Origin of the sequence: Salinivibrio socompensis S35 (genome assembly GCF_000513715.1) — a bacterium.
Taxonomy (GTDB): Bacteria; Pseudomonadota; Gammaproteobacteria; order Enterobacterales; family Vibrionaceae; genus Salinivibrio; species Salinivibrio socompensis.
The window spans coordinates 14,391-28,488 of sequence record NZ_AQOD01000095.1; the positions used below are offsets into that span (position 1 = coordinate 14,391).

Genomic DNA, 14,098 nt, shown 5'->3' on the forward strand with positions numbered 1-14,098 from the left:
CCAATCAAGCGAACTGACCATGGATACTACGACTCTTGCGCAGCTGCGGCGTAAGCTCACTCGTGAGCGTGCCGAGCTGATAGCCACGTTAACCACGCGCCTGCGTGAAGACTGGGACAAGCATTGCGACACCTTGACTGTCACAGAGCTGATCAAAGAAAGCCAAGGCCTACCTGGTGCGATTCGCTGCCTCGGTGAACGCCTAGAAAAAGTCGATGCAGCTTTGTGTGCCATGGATTTGGAAATTTACGGCTTGTGTGCCGATTGTGAGAGTGACATTCCACTCGATGATTTAATCAAGGATGCCGCCGAGCAGCGCTGTCCGCAGTGTCGTGCGTCGAATTATTATCATCACGATCCGGCGACTCGCCGTGCGACACCGGGCACCCGTAAATCGGTGTGAGCCCAAGGTCGACTTTCGCTTGTCTCACCGTGGCTTAAACCGAGCGCGCCCAGTATCTACTGGGCGCGTTTTTTTATCGACAGTTTAAGGCAGTCAATCGAGTGATGCTGACTATCAAGCATCACCCCACAACACTTAGTCTTGATCAATGATCCAACGGCGGAAGGTTTTACGCTCTTGATCGCTGGCTTTGGTGTACCACAGTTTTAGCTGAGACAAAGCATCCCCTTTAATCGAGGCTTGTCCTTGGTCGTCGACCTCGACCAACACATCATTCAGGTTTTTGCTCTGCCCTTGAACGATCACGATCCCGTTCGCGCGGTTGTAATCGGCCACCAGCGCTTCCATATCGGCATAGGCACCGAACCCATCGCCTTTTAGCTCGACCGCGTCTAAAGGCATCACATCGCCATTGTCGTATTCGGCTTGCCATTGTGGGTTATCAGCAAAATAGCTGGTCGCCTGGGTTTTCACTCTTAGATTGGTATCAATATTGATGGTGGCATCGCGGCCATCAACCTCAAGCTCAAACAGATACGGGCGCGAGGTAAAAATCACCTCTTTACTGCCGCGTTTCACTTCGCCGTCAAAGCGCATCACCAACTGATGGGTGCCGTTATCTAACTCAATGCTCTGCTGCGGTGCCCAGTTGTCAAAACGGACTTCTTTGCCATCGACCACCACAAATTCAATCTGACGCGCTGAGGTGATTTCCGCCGCATTGATTGCACTCGATACCATCAATGCACCTAGCGCCCACGCAGCCTTTGTTAACTTTTTCATTGTGACTCCAAACGGTAAGACGAAAAAAGCCGCCCTAGGGCGGCTTTTGTAACCAGTGCTACATCTAGCAATAATGGTTTAAGCTCAATTAGAACTTAACTTCCATACCTGCTACGTAGCCCCAGTCTTTCTCGTCACCGTCGCTATCGCCAACTTCTGCGTATACTTTTGCATTGCTGTGCAGTGCATAAGTGACGTTAGCATAGTAACCGTTGACATCTGAGTTTTCACCGTCAACGTCTTGGTTATCATAGCCGATAGCATAGGTAGTTTTACCCATGGTGTAATCGGCAGCCAGTGAGATGTAGTCGGTGTCAGTGTCAACACCACCGATATCAGATGAAGTGCGACCGTATGATGCTGCAATTCCTACGTTCTCAATGCCTGCATATTCAATTTCGAAGTTATAAGCATCTTTATCATCGTTGTTTGCACGATCAACGTTATCTGCTTTTTGATAATAAACACGCGCATCAACGTCTGCTACGCGATAACCTAGACGGCCTTCATAAACACGAACATCGTCGCCTGCTGGTGAATTAGCGCTTCCATCTTCGATGCCGTCGCTTTTATCGTTATATGTCAAGGCGCCGTAGAATGTGCCGTTATCATAAACATATTTGCCAACTTGAGCGGCTTGCTCATAGTCTGCACCAAAGCTATTTACAGAAAGCTCGTAATCTTTAGTGATACCAGCATCATCCATCAATAGGTACTGACGACCTGCGGTAAACTGACCCCAATCGCCTTTAAAACCAACATACAGCTCGTCATTTTCAACGTTTGAGCGGTTCTCGCCTGTAGGATCGCCATTTTCGTCATAGTTGCTATTGGCATCGTTCATTTCAAATTCGAATGCCATCGCACCAATAACAGAAAGCTTGTCTGACACTGCTACTTCAGTGTTGATAGCGAAGTCACCGTCTTCCAACTTCCACGCACCGTCAAGATCATTACCAATCTTCTGAATGTACTGAACTTCTGCTGCACCTGATGCGTCTACTTTAACGCCTTCTGCGTTATACAGGTTGATGCTTGCTGATGCTGAGCCAGCTGCCAGCAGAGCTGGTACTGCCATTGCTAGAATAGTCTTTTTCATGGTTAATCCACTGCCTTTTCTATTTAGTCATTATGAGTTCCTTCATGGAACTCTGTTTTATGGTGACTGTCACTCTGCTGCTTACAACAAACGCTGTGAAGCACAAAATGCCAGTTCACTGAAACTTCGTGGCTAATCGTGCAGAACATTTGGTGTTCTGTCAACTCGCTGGAAGCGCATTACAACTTAGACAAAAAATCTTTAAAAACAATAATATATCACACGTAAATGAACAAAGATCACAGTTTGACCTTTATTCACAAATCGAGATCGTGAAAGTTAACAACAAAAACAATCAGTATAAAACGCCAAATATAATTGAAAAATGTCTTATTTAAAGCATAAAAAACTAATCAATCGCTTAAATAAGGCGTTTTGTTAATCAAACGGCAGATCAGCAAGATAGCGAAAATGGTTCAAATTAAATTCGTGACCAAGATCTCATATCTGTAAGGAAAACTAACATTCCATGATCGTTTTCACGTTTTCCCCCCGTGTTATACTCGGGTTTATCCTTTACTACTCGGACCTGTTGATGCTCAGCCTGCCGTAAAATCAGACATTCGCGCGTGCTACCAAACGCTACAAGACCAACTTCCCCACTTTATTCCGCGCAAAGCTCAGAACTATTTGGTGGCAGAGTTAGCCAAAACCTTGGCGGGTGATTATGACCCAAACGTCGGCTATTAGTGGCCGAGGCGGGCACCGGGGTGGGCAAGTCAATGGCGTATTTGATGGGGGCAATCCCGTTCGCGCTCAACAACAATAAGAAAGTGGTGGTGTCGACCGCAACGGTGGCGTTGCAAGAGCAGCTTGCTCATAAAGATATTCCCTTTTTCCATCGCATCTGCCCGAAGCCGTTTGATTTTATCTTGGCCAAAGGACGCCAGCGCTATTGCTGTGCACACAAGCTCAGTGCGGTGGCAAATACCGAGAGTATCCAAGGCGCGCTATTTACCCAAAAACCCAAGCGTAATGAGCAGTTATTACTCAATGATCTCTACGCCGCGCTGAGCCGAAGCAAATGGGATGGCGACCGCGACAGCTGGCCCAAACCGATTGCCGATCATCTGTGGCAGGCGATCGCCTCTGATAAACACACCTGTCATGCAGGCCTGCCCGCCCACCGTGGTTGCCCCTTTGCTAAAGCGCGCGAGGCGATGGACAAAGCTGATGTGGTGGTGGTCAATCATAGCCTGTTATTAGCCGATCTCGAGCTCGGCGGCGGGGTGATCTTGCCCGAGCCCGAGCAGTGCCTATATATGATTGACGAGGCGCACCACTTGCCCACGGTAGCGCGAGACTTTTCTGCCGCCAGTGCCAGTTTGCTTGGCGTGGTGGGCTGGTTAGAAAAGCTTAATCAAGCCACGACCAAACTGGGAAACACCGCAGATATCAAACGCGCCCACCGCTTTGTCGATAGCTTATTAGACGCCATTCAAACCCTGATCCCAGGTTTACGCGAGGTCAAACACATACTCAGCCAACTGTCGCTTAACGACGACGGTTGCTATCGTTTTGCCGATGGTGAACTGCCAGAGGCACTCAATGCGCCCAGTGAGCAGCTAAAAACCGCAAGCAAAAAAGCCCATCAAACATTGGGCAAAATCCATGATTTGATCAATGAACGTCTGAAAGAAAATGACATTTCGGCGAAACTGGCCGATCCTGCCCTCGCCGAAACCGCGTTTTTCTTACAACGGTTAGAAAATTTGGAAAAGGTTTGGACCTTGATGGCCCAGCCCAATTCTGACAAAGGCGCACCGCTTGCCCGTTGGGTACAAGCCTGCCGTGAGCGCGAAGGCGATCTTTGGGTGCATGTCTCTCCCTTAGAGGTGGGCTGGCGCCTGGATCAAATGCTCTGGTCTCGCGCGGCGGGCGTTGGCCTATTTTCTGCCACCTTGCGTGCGCTTAATCGCTTTAGCTATTTTTGTCGCCAAGTGGGGCTGAATGAAACCGACGGATCACGTTATTTGGCCTTACCCTCCCCGTTTGACTACGCCAACAAAGCGCGCTTGGTGATCCCAGCCATGCCTTGTGAGCCGCAAGCCGGTACTTTTACCGAGGCGCTGAGCGAGAAAATTATTGAGCACTTAGAAGGCGAACGGGCGTCCTTGGTGTTATTCGCGTCTTATTGGCAGATGAAACAAGTCACCCAAGCCGTTGAGCAAACGGTAAAACAACGCGGCTGGCAACTGCTCTGTCAGGGCACACAATCGCGCACCGCGCTATTAAAGGCTCATGATCACGCCGTGAATGCGGACAAAACCAGTATTATCTTTGGCACCGGCAGTTTTTCCGAAGGCTTAGATTTACCCGGTAACTTATTGACCAACCTTATTATTACTAAAATTCCCTTTGCGTCCCCACCTCTCCAGTGGAAGAAGCTCACGCTGAATACATTGAGCGCTGCGGTGGCAATCCGTTTTTACAAATCGCGGTCCCAGAAGCGAGTAAAAAGCTGGTGCAATCCGTCGGTCGTCTACTGCGCAAAGAGGAAGACTCTGGTAAAGTGGTGCTTCTTGACCGGCGCATTATCACCCGCAGATATGGCCAATCTTTACTCGACTCGCTGCCGCCATTCAAACGCGTGATCGAATCTTAAATTAACGAGTGACTATGCTTGAATTGATTGATCTTTCGACCTTAGTGATCCTAGGGCTGACGGCTTTTGTCGCCGGCTTTATCGATGCCGTCGCCGGTGGAGGGGGCATGCTGACTGTCCCAGCCCTGTTATCACTGGGTTTGCCGCCCCATGTGGCGCTGGGCACCAATAAACTGGCGGCGACCTTTGCCTCCAGCACCGCCGCCTTTACCTATTATAAAAAACGTCTTTTTTCGCCTTTATTTTGGCAACACGCGTTTTGGGGCACCTTAATTGGGGCAACGGCTGGGACCTTACTGGTTGATGTGCTCAGTACCGAGTGGCTGGAAAAAGCGATCCCGATCGTGGTGCTTGTAGCCGCGATTTACACCGTTTGGCATCCACATCCTAAGGGTGATAATAATCAGCTCCCCGCGCGCTGCCCTAAGCTACCTATCAAGCAGTGGAGCCAAGGCCTATCGCTGGCTTTTATGATGGGGTTGCTGGCCCAGGGACTGGCGCATTTTGGACGGTGTTCTCCATGTCTCTTTATCGGATGAATATTTTGCTCTCCTCCGGGTTAGCCAAGGCAATGAACTTTACCAGCAATATTACCTCATTGGTCGCGTTTGCGCTGTTGGGCCATGTGAACTGGGCACTCGGGCTGATCATGGGCTTATGCTTAATGCTAGGCGCATTTATAGGGGCTCACTCGGCGATTCGTTTTGGCAGCCAATTTATTCGGCCTATTTTTGTGACTGCAGTGGTGATTTTGGCCGGTAAACTGGCCGTCGATGCTTGGTTTTAATCCCTTACACTATTTGTGTGGACGTCACACGTTGGACGTCACATGTTAGACACCACGACTTAGGGCATCACATGCTGGACGTCCCCCATTTAGCGTGATTGAGAGACAAACAATGAAAGCGCAAATTGAAGCCATGTCCCACCACCTTGAGCAACTGGCGACTCAGGCCGCAGACGTCGATCGGCGTCGTGGCGAAGCAATGCGCCTTTATTTGCCACCACCCTCTTTCACTGCAAGGGCAAACTACTCACTCCCTGTGTAAACGAAGCCCAAGGATTGCTGGCGGTGATGCAGCGCGATCAGCAGCAAGGTACATTGACCGATGCACGCGCAACCCATATTTGTGAGACCCTGTTGTCGCAAATTACCGCGCTACAACGCGAACTGGCCACTCAACCATTACGCAAGCAAGAGCAGGCCAAACGCGGGCCACGACGTCAGGCGATTGGTGAGCTTTACCAAGATCTCGCCAAGCACCAAGACTGGGAGCGCCGATTAGCCGATAAACTCCGAGACGCCAATGCCAGCGTAGACATGGCGTCGACCCCGGCGGTACGACAGCAGTATCAAAAACAAGTGCTTGCCCTCGAACAACGTCTAGCACGCTGCACCAAAGCGCGAGAGCGTATCGAAACCACCATCAGTTACCGAGAAAAAAAGTCGTGAAATAGGCTTAGGCCATACTGAGATAAGACGCCCGAGAGATCAACAAGGAGAAATACGTGCTGCCATTGATTTACCATCCTGTGTACTCGGACTTTCCCCTTCCCGACGGCCACCGCTACCCGTTGCAAAAATACCGGCTATTGTTTGAGCGGTTACAACGCCTAGGATTACCAGTTGAATTTCATCAACCCAGCCCGACCACTCGGAAAGTGATTGATGCCGTTCATGATCCCGATTATGTCAGTCAGTTACTGGCAGGAGATTTACCCTTAGTTAAAATGCGCCGGATTGGTTTTCCATGGAGCGAGGCACTGATTACCCGTTGTTTAACCTCGCTAGGCGGCACCACATTAACGGTCGATCATGCCCTGGATTCAGGCCTTGCCATTCATCTTACGGGCGGGTATCACCATGCGCACTATGACTTTGGCAGTGGCTTTTGTTTGTTTAACGATTTAATGATTGCCGCCCGTCATGCGCTCACCCAGCCAGGCATTGATAAGGTGATGATCGTCGATTGTGATGTGCATCATGGCGATGGCACTGCCGCGCTGGCCGCCGACCACCCAGATATTGTGACTTTTTCCGTCCATTGCGAGAAAAATTTTCCCTCACGCAAGCCACCCTCTGATTTAGACTTGCCCCTGCCAAAAGGCACCGCCGATCGGGACTATCTCAGCGCTTTTTTACCTTTGTTAGATCTCGCTCTCGCGCAGTATCGCCCCGACATGGTGATCTATGATGCCGGTGTCGATGTCCATCAAGCCGATGCGCTCGGGTATCTAGCATTATCAATTGAAGGCATCTATCAGCGAGACAGTGGCGTGCTCTCACGCTGTGCTGACCATGATATCCCGGTCGCCGCGGTGATTGGGGGCGGATATCATGACTCGCACGCGAATTTAATTCCTTTACATGAGCAATTGATCCAGGCCGCCATCGCCCGATAGTGTGTTGTGCGCAATGTTCCATACTTCACCCAGGAGGTGTTATGACACCATCAGATTCAGCCACCCAACAGGCTTAGACAATGCGCCAGATGACGTCAAACTCGCGGTAGACCTCATCTACTTACTCGAGAACCATGAGATTGATCCCGACACCGCGTTGTCTGCGATTGAGATGGTGAAGCGAGACTTACTGGCGAAACAAAACGCATCGTCCTGACAAGTTAGGCATACGGCTGCTACTTTTCCTGACAAATACGGTTGACATTGCCGAATGGCTTGTATGTTTATAACTCGTTTTTGCTGATATTACGTGCTTTCGATCACATTTTATTCAGTCTTAACAAAATGAATAATTAGTCATTAATCACGCTATATTATTTGTCCACTTGAAGCTGGACTGCTTTAACATCAAGTAATTAGCCTGCAAAGCATTACATTTAAGTTACAGATTTTAGTGCTGTTATTAACATTTATAGCCGCTTAAAAAACCAACACCTCGCCAATCACATAGTGTTTTGTCTCACAAATATCGGTATTATCCGGCGTGCTCCTGCTAGTGTATCCGTGTGTTAACACATCGATATGACTCATAAAAGCGCACTCTGGCAACAGCCGAGCATGGATTCAAAATGCTGTTGCAGACTCAACGTCCACTCGTCATATCAGGTTCTCAGACATGATGATGTCGAGTGAATAGTTGCTCACCTGCATGGATAGCAGCGATCTCACAGGGACAGTGGTTGTCGACCCTCGCATTCGGTGACAAACGGGCTATCGCTCGAACAGGCACCATGTAAGGCGTCTCCCAACAGACAAAACAGAGTTTAATGATGGAACTACTTAAAAATCTATTTGTGTCCGTAGTCGATACAGGTAACGGCCTCCTTTGGGGCAGCGTACTGATTTATCTTTTGATTGGCTTAGGCTTGTACTTCACCGTGCGGTCGGGCTTTATTCAATTCCGTAACTTTGGCCACATGTTCAAACTGATGGCAGATAGCCGTAATGGCGCATCAGGCGGGATCTCTTCCTTTCAAGCATTTAGCACCAGCCTGGCGGCGCGTGTCGGCACCGGTAACATGGCGGGTGTCGCGGTAGCACTGTACCTTGGCGGTCCAGGGGCCATTTTCTGGATGTGGTTAACCGCCCTCGTCGGCATGGCCACCAGCTTTGTCGAATCCACCCTCGCGCAAGCCTACAAAGTGAACCATAACGACAAGACCTATCGCGGCGGACCGGCTACTACATCGAAAAGGGGTTGGGTCAACGCTGGCTCGGGATTGCCTTTGCCATCTGTCTAATTATCGCGTTTGGTTTAGCCTTTAACGGGGTGCAATCTAATTCGATCGCGGCGGCAATGGACACGGCATTTGGGTTTAATGATCTCGCCGTGGGTATCGGCCTAGCGTTATTCACCGCCCCGGTGATTTTTGGTGGAATGCGCTCGGTCGCACGTGTAGCAGAGCTGATTGTGCCCTTTATGGCACTGGCTTATTTGTTGGTTGCCTTGGTTGTGGTCGCCATGAACATCGAACAGCTTCCTGCGGTGATTTCAACCATTGTCAAGAGTGCCTTAGGTTTAGAGCAGGCGGCAGGTGGCGCCATGGGCTATGCGATCGCGCAAGCGATGATGCAAGGCATTAAACGTGGTTTGTTCTCGAACGAAGCCGGTATGGTTCCGCGCCCAATGCGGCGGCAACTGCGACCACTAAACCTAATCACCCTGCCGCACAAGGCTATGTTCAGATGCTAGGGGTCTTCATCGATACCATTGTCATTTGTACCGCCACTGCATCGATTATCTTGATCTCTGGCATGCTTGAGCCAGAGAGCGGCCTAACGGGTATTGCACTCACGCAAGAAGCCTTGGTTAGCCAAGTGGGTGATTGGGGTGCAGCCTTTATCGCCATTGCGATTCTGCTGTTTGCCTTCACCTCGATCATCGCCAACTATTCGTATGGCGAGTCTAACATCGAGTATATCTTTAAGTGCCGTAAAGCCATCTTGTTATATCGTATTGCGGTGCTCGCGATGGTGCTGATGGGCGCAGTGATGGATCTGCCACTGATTTGGAGCTTTGCTGACCTATCAATGGGCATGATGGCCGTGATCAACTTGGTCGCCATTGCGCTATTGTCTGGCGTTGCGTTCGCCTTGATGAAAGACTACGAAGACCAGCGTCGTGCGGGTAAAAACCCGACTTTTGATCGCACCAAGTTCCCTAAACTGGACAAACAGATCGATAAAGACGTTTGGTAATGCCAAGCCAATAATACAAAAAACCACCGATGATTCGGTGGTTTTTTAATTGAGCTCTATTTTTAAGGCGAAGAATTTATACGCTCAACCAATACCCGATGAGCAGGGTAAAAACCAAACATGCGCCGGCGTAAAAACCCAACTCAATTTTACGCGCCGTCATGTCTTCTGCTTCTTCCGGTTTAAGCGTCAATCCCCAATAGGCAAAGCCAACCGACGATGACAACAACAGCACCCCGAGACCAAACACCAGCCCCTCTACCACATGGATCAATGTCATTTTTGTTCCTCTTATCTTTCCGTCACTGGCTTGTAGCACGCCAAATTATACGCCTTGCCAGCCAATACGGAAACCATACGAGAAACGTTCATCGTGCCTTAGCGCATCCACATAAAGCCTTAGCGCATTCATATAGCGCTTTAGCAGATTTACATAGCGCTTTAGCGGATTCACATAGCGCCTTGGTGCATTTGCCTAGGGTTAACGCCATAACGTACTAACCAGCGTATCAGGCGAGAAATCGTGCGCAATTTGTGCCTGCAGTAGCTCGGCAGTCGCTATCGCATCGGTGAGCGCATGGTGGCTTTGATAAAACGGCAACTGATAGCGGTGCCGACTGTCCGCTAAGCGAATTGATTCAGGCGGCCGACGTGCTATCCATTCAGCGAAGCTACGCTTACCCGTACGATGCTTCCAAGCTTCTAATTCCATGGTATCGACCATGGGAAAAATAATGCCCTCGCCCAACCGCTGCTTAATCGCTCGATCTAAAAACTCTCGCTCAATCCGACGATAATGCACCACCACCACAGATCCGGCTAATGCACTGAGTAAAGGCTCAATCACGTGCGCAAAGTCAGGCGCATTGACAATATCAGAATGGGTGATCCCGTGAATCACAATCGACGACTCGGCGAGTGGCCGGTTGGGGTTCACAATCCAGTGTTGGGCCTGTTGGCAGCGAATACGGTTGAGGGTAAAGGGCACCAAACCAATACTGACAATCGCATCTTGCTGGCTATCCAACCCCGTCGTTTCAAAATCGAGCGCGACAAACGGCACTTGTGAGACAGGTGTTTCCGGTGACACCCATCCTTGCTGATAAAACGCTTGCAACGTTTCATGCTGCACCGTCTCGCGTTTAGTCTCTAGCATCGCACGCCAGTCTACCTGGTCTGCATCCTCTTTTTTCCTAAGATTAAAATGGAACATACCCTTCCTTTAAGACCGATTGGCTGATAGCGGAATTTCAAGAATTTCTGCGCATTGCTCAAAATCTGAAACGCGTCTTTTAGATTGCGACGCTCAAAGTCAGATAAGTTCTCAGGCTCAATATTGTTGTCAGGCTCACGGCCCGCTTCAATATCCAATGCTTGGTGACGGATCCTGACCATTGAAATAAACTCCATCGCATCACGCAGATCGGGACCACGGCCTTTGGGTAAGATCCCTGCCTCGATAATATCGTCTAAACGCTCAAAAGAGTTTTGTGAACGTGAATCGGTCGCCAAGGCGTGGACGCGGATCAAATCGGCCAAGGGCGCGGTGCCACGACGTTTTAAGTTAATCGAGTTATTATGGCGACCATCTTGCTCCATCACAAAATCTTTAAAAAAGCCTAAAGGTGGTGTGCGATTCAAGGCGTTACGTGCCATGGAGGCTAAAAAGCGATTATTGCGACGCGCGCGACGCCCGACAAAAGCTTTGAGTTGCTCTGCCCAGTTCGTCCGACCATGGACGCCATCTAAATCGAAGAAAATATTACTGTCGAGTAATGAGCGCGGGCTAGGATTATCTATCCAATCGGCAAAACATTGTTCCCATTCTTTAAGTGTTTTACGCCACTCTGGATTGGTTGCCATAATATTACCCGTACAGTAGGTATAACCACACGCGTTTAAACCGTCGGATACTCGCTTAGAAAGGGCTTCAAAGTACGCATTGTGTTGTTGGTGATCGTAGTTATCATCCAAAATAATCGCGTTATCTTGGTCGGTAACAATCAACTGCTCATCGCGTGCCATTGAGCCCATCGCCAAAAAGCAATACGGTACAGGCGGTTTGCCCAGCTCTTCCTCGGCAAGCTCCAATAAACGTTGTTTAAAACTGCGCCCAATGACAGACAGTGCCGAGCCAATCATATGCGAGTTGGCATCTTCATTGACCATGCGTACAAAGCAATCTTTGACCTGCTGAGACAGGATCACTAAATCCTCCACCGACTGCTGACGGAAGATACTCGCCACCAAGAACAAGCTGTTTTGCGACTCGTAGCGTGCAATATCAGACAAGGCAACCACACCAATAGGCTTGCCATGTCGAAGCACCGGCACATGGTGAAGGTTCGAGCGCAATATGGTTAGCATGGCCTCAAAAATATACGCATTGTGATCCAGGGTGATCAGCTGTGGCGACATGATCGCCTGAACTTGGGTTTCATAAGGCAAACCTTCCGCTAACACGCGATTACGCAAGTCGCGATCGGTGATAATCCCTAGTACCGGCTTTAACCCGGTTTCCGGGTTAGGTTCATCTCCCATCACCAAATCGATGAGACAGTTTCTTGCGACATCACTTGCGCGGCATACTGCACTGAGTCAGTACTGGCAATCATCACAGGATCGCGAATGATCAGTTTCTTCACTTTGGAGGTGGTGAGATCATTGGCTTCATTATGACTTGAGACCGCTTGGCGCAAGCGTGTTCTATCCTCAACCTCGACAAAATCGGCAAAATGCTCAAAATCATCAAATAAACGATTGAACGTGGCTTCAGGAATGAAATAGATCAAGGTGTCTTCAATCGCTTTCGCTGGCATCCGCACTCGGTTATTCATTAAAAGGCCCATTTGGCCAAAAATGTCCCCTTCAGAAATGCGGTTATACAGCGTGCCATTTCGGCGAAAAAGTTCGACAGCCCCGCTGCGCATGATCGCCAAGTCGTGAATTTCATCCCCATAGGCAAAAATATCGGTGCCTGCACGGAAATAACTGATTTCAATGCTGGTTGCCACCTCAGCCACCACCTCTTCGGGGATAGCATCAAAAGGGGCATGCTGGGCAAGAAATGTTGCAATTTCGATTTGTTCAGCTTCCATAGCGCTCACCTAAACGTACGATAATATCTTGGTAGGACACGGTGACTCCAGATGTCCATTGCCTGTCACACAATGTGCCGTGTGACTTGCCATAAAAAAGGCAGCCTCGAAAGCCTGCCTTTTCTATCTTAGCTAACTATCAAACGGTTAGCACACATCTTTATTTTGCACGAGGTTCAGAGGCAAGTCCTTTAAATAAGGAGACGGTTGCCACCAATAACACTACGGCAAACGGGAAGCCCGTCGAGACCGCCATCGCCTGTAGCGCGACGAGTCCTCCTCCGAGGATCAGTGCAACGGCGACTAAACCTTCGAACGTTGCCCAGAAAACGCGCTGCGATACCGGCACGTCCATTTTACCGCCTGCCGAAATGGTATCTAGCACCAAAGAGCCCGAGTCTGATGAGGTGACAAAGAAGACAATCACCAAAATGATACCGATAAACGAAGTAATCTCCGCCAACGGCAAGCCTTCTAGCATCGCAAACAAGGTCAGCGATAGCTCAGCATCGACCACCGCGGTATAGCCTTCGTTGACGAATTGATTAATCGCGGTGCCACCAAATGATGTCATCCACAGTACGCTCGCAGCGGATGGGATCAGCAACACACACGTAATAAACTCACGCACTGTGCGGCCACGTGAAACGCGAGCAATAAACATCCCAACGAATGGCGACCAAGAGATCCACCACGCCCAGTAGAACGCTGTCCAGCCTTGGGTAAAGTTGGCATCGTCTCGGCCAAAGGGCATGGCCAGCGCTGGTAAATTTTGTAAATACGCGCCCAAGTTCCCAAAGAAGCCTGTCAGAATAGCCAACGTTGGACCGACGACAATCACGAAGATGAGAAGTAAGAAAGCTAAGACCAAGTTCAGCTCAGACAAGCGCTTAACCCCTTTATCGACACCGGCTACCACCGAAAAGATCGCTAGCGCAGTAATGCCAATCACCAGCAGAATTTCGGTGGTAGCTCCCAATGGCGTATCGAACAAATAATGCAGGCCACCAGACGCCTGAGATGCACCGATACCGAGCGAGGTGGCAAGACCAAAGAGCGTCGCCACGATCGCTAAGATATCAATCATGTGACCGGTCCAGCCCCAAATACGCTCACCAAACAACGGGTAAAATACCGACCGAATGGTCAAAGGAAGCCCTTTGTTATAAGCAAACAGCGCCAAGCCAAGTGCTAATACCGCATAAATCGCCCATGGGTGTAAGCCCCAATGGAAAATGGTCGCCGACATCCCCAGGCGACGCGCAGCTTCCGTATCACCAGTGGCGGCTCCCAAAGGTGCCCAATCGGTACGAATACCATCCGCACCCGTTGCGGTCCCTTGTAACGCGGTTTGGAAATGGGTTAACGGCTCAGACACACCATAGAACATCAAGCCAATGCCCATCCCGGCGGCAAACAGCATCGCAAACCAGCCAGCGTAACCGTAA

The 14,098-nt window shown here is 49.8% G+C and carries 10 protein-coding genes and 5 pseudogenes; 8 read left to right on the forward strand and 7 right to left on the reverse strand.

Annotation, left to right across the window (positions count from 1 at the left end):
* Window positions 1–19: 19 nt before the first annotated feature.
* Window positions 20–403 carry a hypothetical protein gene (locus DZ54_RS0110950; RefSeq protein ID WP_025674100.1) on the forward strand — a complete coding sequence of 128 codons (384 nt, stop codon included), beginning with the start codon at window positions 20–22 and terminating at the stop codon, window positions 401–403.
* A gap of 135 nt (window positions 404–538) precedes the next feature.
* On the opposite strand, the gene DZ54_RS0110955 is transcribed toward DZ54_RS0110950, so the two are convergent.
* The gene (locus DZ54_RS0110955) at window positions 539–1,186 is read right to left on the reverse strand and encodes a YccT family protein (RefSeq protein ID WP_025674101.1); all 648 of its coding nucleotides are present in this window, start codon (window positions 1,184–1,186) and stop codon (window positions 539–541) included.
* Between the two features lie 88 nt (window positions 1,187–1,274).
* Window positions 1,275–2,285, reverse strand: coding sequence for a porin (locus DZ54_RS0110960; RefSeq protein ID WP_025674102.1), 1,011 nt, complete (start codon window positions 2,283–2,285; stop codon window positions 1,275–1,277).
* A gap of 561 nt (window positions 2,286–2,846) precedes the next feature.
* Here DZ54_RS0110960 and dinG point away from each other — a divergent pair.
* The 7 genes and pseudogenes from dinG (at window position 2,847) to DZ54_RS21045 (ending at window position 9,552) form a co-directional block, all read left to right on the forward strand.
* A pseudogene (gene dinG, locus DZ54_RS21030) lies at window positions 2,847–4,890 on the forward strand (ATP-dependent DNA helicase DinG).
* 14 nt (window positions 4,891–4,904) lie between these two features.
* Window positions 4,905–5,677 (forward strand): annotated as a pseudogene (locus DZ54_RS21035) (sulfite exporter TauE/SafE family protein).
* Between the two features lie 112 nt (window positions 5,678–5,789).
* Complete coding sequence (locus DZ54_RS26120) at window positions 5,790–5,939, forward strand: hypothetical protein (protein WP_240473976.1); 150 nt, start codon at window positions 5,790–5,792, stop codon at window positions 5,937–5,939.
* Window positions 5,921–6,343: pseudogene (priC, locus tag DZ54_RS21040) on the forward strand (primosomal replication protein PriC); the annotation flags it as partial. The gene DZ54_RS26120 and the pseudogene priC, both read left to right, overlap by 19 nt.
* 56 nt (window positions 6,344–6,399) lie before the next feature.
* A complete protein-coding gene (locus DZ54_RS0110985; protein WP_025674104.1) occupies window positions 6,400–7,293 on the forward strand; it encodes a histone deacetylase family protein in 894 nt (297 codons plus the stop codon).
* A 49-nt stretch (window positions 7,294–7,342) separates the two neighbouring features.
* A complete protein-coding gene (gene rsmS, locus DZ54_RS24205; protein ID WP_240473977.1) occupies window positions 7,343–7,510 on the forward strand; it encodes a pleiotropic regulatory protein RsmS in 168 nt (55 codons plus the stop codon).
* 613 nt (window positions 7,511–8,123) lie between these two features.
* Window positions 8,124–9,552: pseudogene (locus DZ54_RS21045) on the forward strand (alanine/glycine:cation symporter family protein).
* Window positions 9,553–9,628: 76 nt separating this feature from the next.
* Here the strand turns inward: DZ54_RS21045 and DZ54_RS0111000 are convergent.
* The 5 genes and pseudogenes from DZ54_RS0111000 to DZ54_RS0111015 form a co-directional block, all read right to left on the reverse strand.
* Window positions 9,629–9,832: a hypothetical protein gene (locus DZ54_RS0111000; RefSeq protein ID WP_025674107.1), complete on the reverse strand. Its 204-nt coding sequence runs from the start codon at window positions 9,830–9,832 to the stop codon at window positions 9,629–9,631.
* A 45-nt stretch (window positions 9,833–9,877) separates the two neighbouring features.
* On the reverse strand, window positions 9,878–10,006 hold the full coding sequence (locus tag DZ54_RS26805) for a hypothetical protein (protein ID WP_276202037.1): 129 nt from the start codon (window positions 10,004–10,006) through the stop codon (window positions 9,878–9,880).
* A gap of 27 nt (window positions 10,007–10,033) precedes the next feature.
* Window positions 10,034–10,765: a 3'-5' exonuclease gene (locus DZ54_RS0111005; RefSeq protein WP_037330614.1), complete on the reverse strand. Its 732-nt coding sequence runs from the start codon at window positions 10,763–10,765 to the stop codon at window positions 10,034–10,036.
* Window positions 10,720–12,650: pseudogene (locus DZ54_RS21050) on the reverse strand (DUF294 nucleotidyltransferase-like domain-containing protein). The gene DZ54_RS0111005 and the pseudogene DZ54_RS21050 overlap by 46 nt, the downstream one beginning before the upstream one ends.
* A gap of 160 nt (window positions 12,651–12,810) precedes the next feature.
* On the reverse strand, window positions 12,811–14,098 hold a 1,288-nt coding region (locus tag DZ54_RS0111015; protein ID WP_025674110.1), incomplete at its 5' end, for a BCCT family transporter.

Excerpts from the sequence above, each read along its gene's own strand:
- DZ54_RS0111000 (WP_025674107.1), bottom strand. The coding sequence starts at position 9,832 with ATGACATTGATCCATGTGGTAGAGGGGCTGGTGTTTGGTCTCGGGGTG.
- DZ54_RS26120 (WP_240473976.1), top strand. The coding sequence starts at position 5,790 with ATGAAAGCGCAAATTGAAGCCATGTCCCACCACCTTGAGCAACTGGCG.
- DZ54_RS0111005 (WP_037330614.1), bottom strand. The coding sequence starts at position 10,765 with ATGTTCCATTTTAATCTTAGGAAAAAAGAGGATGCAGACCAGGTAGAC.
- DZ54_RS0110960 (WP_025674102.1), bottom strand. The coding sequence starts at position 2,285 with ATGAAAAAGACTATTCTAGCAATGGCAGTACCAGCTCTGCTGGCAGCT.
- DZ54_RS0110950 (WP_025674100.1), top strand. The coding sequence starts at position 20 with ATGGATACTACGACTCTTGCGCAGCTGCGGCGTAAGCTCACTCGTGAG.
- DZ54_RS0110955 (WP_025674101.1), bottom strand. The coding sequence starts at position 1,186 with ATGAAAAAGTTAACAAAGGCTGCGTGGGCGCTAGGTGCATTGATGGTA.